The sequence below is a fragment of the Fructobacillus pseudoficulneus genome, assembly GCF_900108455.1.
In the GTDB taxonomy this organism is placed as follows: Bacteria; Bacillota; Bacilli; order Lactobacillales; family Lactobacillaceae; genus Fructobacillus; species Fructobacillus pseudoficulneus.
Genome location: NZ_FNWS01000013.1, coordinates 1 through 3,309, shown reverse-complemented (window position 1 = coordinate 3,309; position 3,309 = coordinate 1). Strand labels below are relative to the sequence as shown.

At 32.2% G+C, this 3,309-nt stretch carries 4 protein-coding genes; all 4 read right to left on the bottom strand.

What is annotated here, in order from left to right:
• Positions 1–240, bottom strand: a 240-nt coding sequence (locus BLW39_RS06895; protein ID WP_143404259.1) for a helix-turn-helix domain-containing protein, incomplete at its 3' end; no start/stop codon positions are given.
• Positions 241–1,371: 1,131 nt separating this feature from the next.
• Positions 1,372–1,770 (bottom strand): YxeA family protein, encoded by a 399-nt coding sequence (locus BLW39_RS06880; RefSeq protein ID WP_059379230.1) that lies wholly within the window; start codon positions 1,768–1,770, stop codon positions 1,372–1,374.
• 10 nt (positions 1,771–1,780) lie between these two features.
• Positions 1,781–2,848, bottom strand: coding sequence for a YdcF family protein (locus tag BLW39_RS06875; protein ID WP_059379233.1), 1,068 nt, complete (start codon positions 2,846–2,848; stop codon positions 1,781–1,783).
• Between the two features lie 215 nt (positions 2,849–3,063).
• The coding region (locus BLW39_RS07090) for an LPXTG cell wall anchor domain-containing protein (protein WP_207645468.1) at positions 3,064–3,309 on the bottom strand (246 nt) is incomplete at its 5' end.

Sequence of the window (3,309 nt, the reverse complement as noted above, 5' to 3'; positions counted from 1 at the left end):
GTGATGGTTCAAAAAAGCTGATATTTCAGGTGTCAGGGTCGGATGGCGACCGTGTTTGTGCCGATTACACTGGGCTAAATGATGAGCCTGTTGTGCATTGTATGGTTTAATTCGATTTAACTCGTAGGTAATAGTTGCAGGAGAACGCTTTAAGAAACGGGCTATTTCTCGAGTTGAATGATTAAGTTTGATCATTGTTTCAATGACAGAACGTTCGTGAGCTGATAAACTAGAAGACATAAGCTGCAGATCCTTTATGGTTGATTTTAGTCAATTACCATTAAAGTCTCTGCAGTTTTTTTATGCAAGGTGTTCGGTTTAATTTTACAATCTGCCGTTTTTATACTTTTACATAAACCTCTTCACGTTTCAATATTTAATGAAACACTTCCATACAAATGTAATAGTATGGATGTCCTTTGAGTAAGTATGAATGTTTCAAACTAAAATTTTGACATGTGATATTAAAAACAGCGCTTGTGGCTCGATTTTCTGTCATTGCAACACCACTTTTATAACTTAATTCTTGTCTCTTATCAGGATCACAAACTGTCGCTAAATAGACCCATCAGTGGTTATGTAACTGAAAATAAACGATATTTGTTTGCCCAACACCGCTTACATCATGTAAGTGTCTAATCATATTGGGATTTTGATCGACCGTCAAAAAGTTTTGGGCTTGCGACAACGTTTTTGTATGCGCGATTTAATCCCTCATTCACGCATCAACATGAGCGCCCTATACTGGGATGTTCTGACTGTTGGTTTATTGACTATGAGCAGCAATACAACAATAATCATAAAAATACTTAAAGGTTTTCTAAAAGTCTAAAATATAATTTTTTAGGTATTCTATACGCTTTTCTTGCCGAATTGACAATGGTGCAAGTTGTAAGAGGTACTACATTTTATTTTAAGTGTACTTAAAATAATAACAAGCACGTAGCCTTGTGCAAAGAATTTTTGGATGAGTGGCAATCCAACATCACGGATTATTTTTTGTCTAGTAAGCGGGACAATTAATCCCTGTCAGTCTATGCGTGATAAATTTTCGTTCTATTCTTCAAAAATCACGAATCGTTTCTCTAATTGCTGGATATCTTTTTTCTTTTTTATTGAACTTTTATCATGACTTCGGTAGTTTGCTTAACTCAAATGGCAATAGAATCTTTTGAAGATCCGAATACCTCTGCTAACAATATCAGTGAACGGACTTCTTGGTGAAAGTTAGCTAATAAATCTTTAAAATCTTGTAAATAACTAATGGACATAAAATACGCCTATACTTTCATTTTACGGACTGAATGAAAATAGTCTATTTTTTAGTATAAGCATATTTTATGAGGTTCATTATTTCTAATTAATCCGGTGCTACTGAATTTTTTCAATGACTTTAACTACAGTTTTGGGTATTTTATCTTTTTCAATGGAACTCGGCCCTTTTACAACTCTGGTTTTAGAAATATCTGCTTCCAAAAACTCACCTGGTTTGAATGGCTCAACGTTGTCTCCAGATAATTCAAACGAAATACTTCTTTCCTCGCCATCACCATTCACAAATTTGAAATGGTATTGATAACTATATGACCCAGTAACAATTTTTCCATTGTAATCTTTAGTTTTTTCTCTTTTTGGGACTTCTAAAGGTACCTTTGTATATGACCTTGTAGCAGCATAAGTATTATCATAATACTGTGCTACTTGAATTCCAAAGCCAATAAATAACGCTACAGCCAACAGTCCTGTAATAATCAAACTAATCTTTTTCATATTTTCACCCTTATTTTCCATAAACAAATGTAGACATAATATTAGCGATCACAATAATTATCATCATAGTTATATGAAATATTTTATGATTTTTTAAAATAGCTATATACTCACGAATTAACGCATTTGGTAAGAAATATTTACTCGTTTTAGAGCCAATACCATCGATGTTTAATCCTACTAGATGAGCAAAACCAGCCGCTCTGAAAACGTGATAATCATTTGTCGCAAAAATACCTTTGTCGACATCAAATCCATTACTTTCGATTATTTTTTTTGAAAAAAGCATATTGTCGTAAGTATTTTTTGACTTCGTTTCGACTAAAATATCTTTTTCCGGAATGCCTTGCTTAATAGCATACGTTTTCATAGCCAGTGCTTCCGGTAATGATTCATCTTTGCCTTGACCACCTGACATGATTAATTTCATGGATTTTCTATATTTTTTACATTGCATTCTTTTAAAACCGACTGCTGCCATAATTCTAGATGCTAGCAACGGTGATACAGTATCCCCATCTAACAACCCTGAACCTAATATAATAGCATATTCTTTATTAGCTTTTGGTCGCACAAGCTTGGTAATCATATAAGACGAAATAAAAGTCAATATCCAGAACAATAAATAATTTTGAAATCCATAAGATATGTTTTCAATCAAATAAATAATTTTATTATTTGGCATATAGCGATTAAAAACACTAAATAAAATGGGGACAATCATTAAACCAACACCAATGATTAATGTTAACAAGTTACCAATTGAATGACTTTCTCGATTAAAAACTATAATACCGTTCCAAATAAACAGAAAGGAACTTAATAATGTCAGCAAAACCACTGGTGCTAAAAGTAAAATCAATAGTAACAAGTAAAGCCGTGTTAATACATTACTATTGATTTGAACCACAATAATTGACATCAATAAAAAGTAACTAAAACATGTAAATAGTGCTGCAACACCACATAACAATCGATATTTATTTTTTTTGATTAAATAAACAGTGCTTAATGACATTAACACGGAAATTATACCAAAACATACAGAATAGGAAATTGCTTGAAATATATGCGTCATATGTTTTATCCAACCCTAATTATAATTACAATAATTATATCATTTTTTCGATTAGTCAAAAAAAATATTAATTTGAATAATTGAAACTTATCCTATATGTCTAATTAAAATAATAGTGATTCAATCGGAGCGATATCTATTAAAAGGAACAATATTTATAGATTATAAAAAAGCCTTCAATCGTATGATTGAAGGTCCTTTTTATAGCTTATTGATTATTTTTTGCTACGACGCTTTTTCTTAGCAGCTATTGCTAACAATCCAAGTATTCCTGTAGCCACAGGCAATATTGCACTGTCTGTTTCACTATTTCCAGTATGTGGCAATTGATCTACTACCATGCCTTGATCACCTTTAGTTGGGTTATCTGAAAGTGAATCTGACGTTGACGCACTATCTGATACTGAATCTGAAAGTGAATCTGAAAGTGAATCTGATACTGAATCTGAGAGTGAATCTGA

Bases quoted from the DNA above. Each gene is read 5' to 3' on its own strand.
- BLW39_RS06880 (WP_059379230.1), bottom strand. From the start codon at position 1,770: ATGAAAAAGATTAGTTTGATTATTACAGGACTGTTGGCTGTAGCGTTA.
- BLW39_RS06875 (WP_059379233.1), bottom strand. From the start codon at position 2,848: ATGACGCATATATTTCAAGCAATTTCCTATTCTGTATGTTTTGGTATA.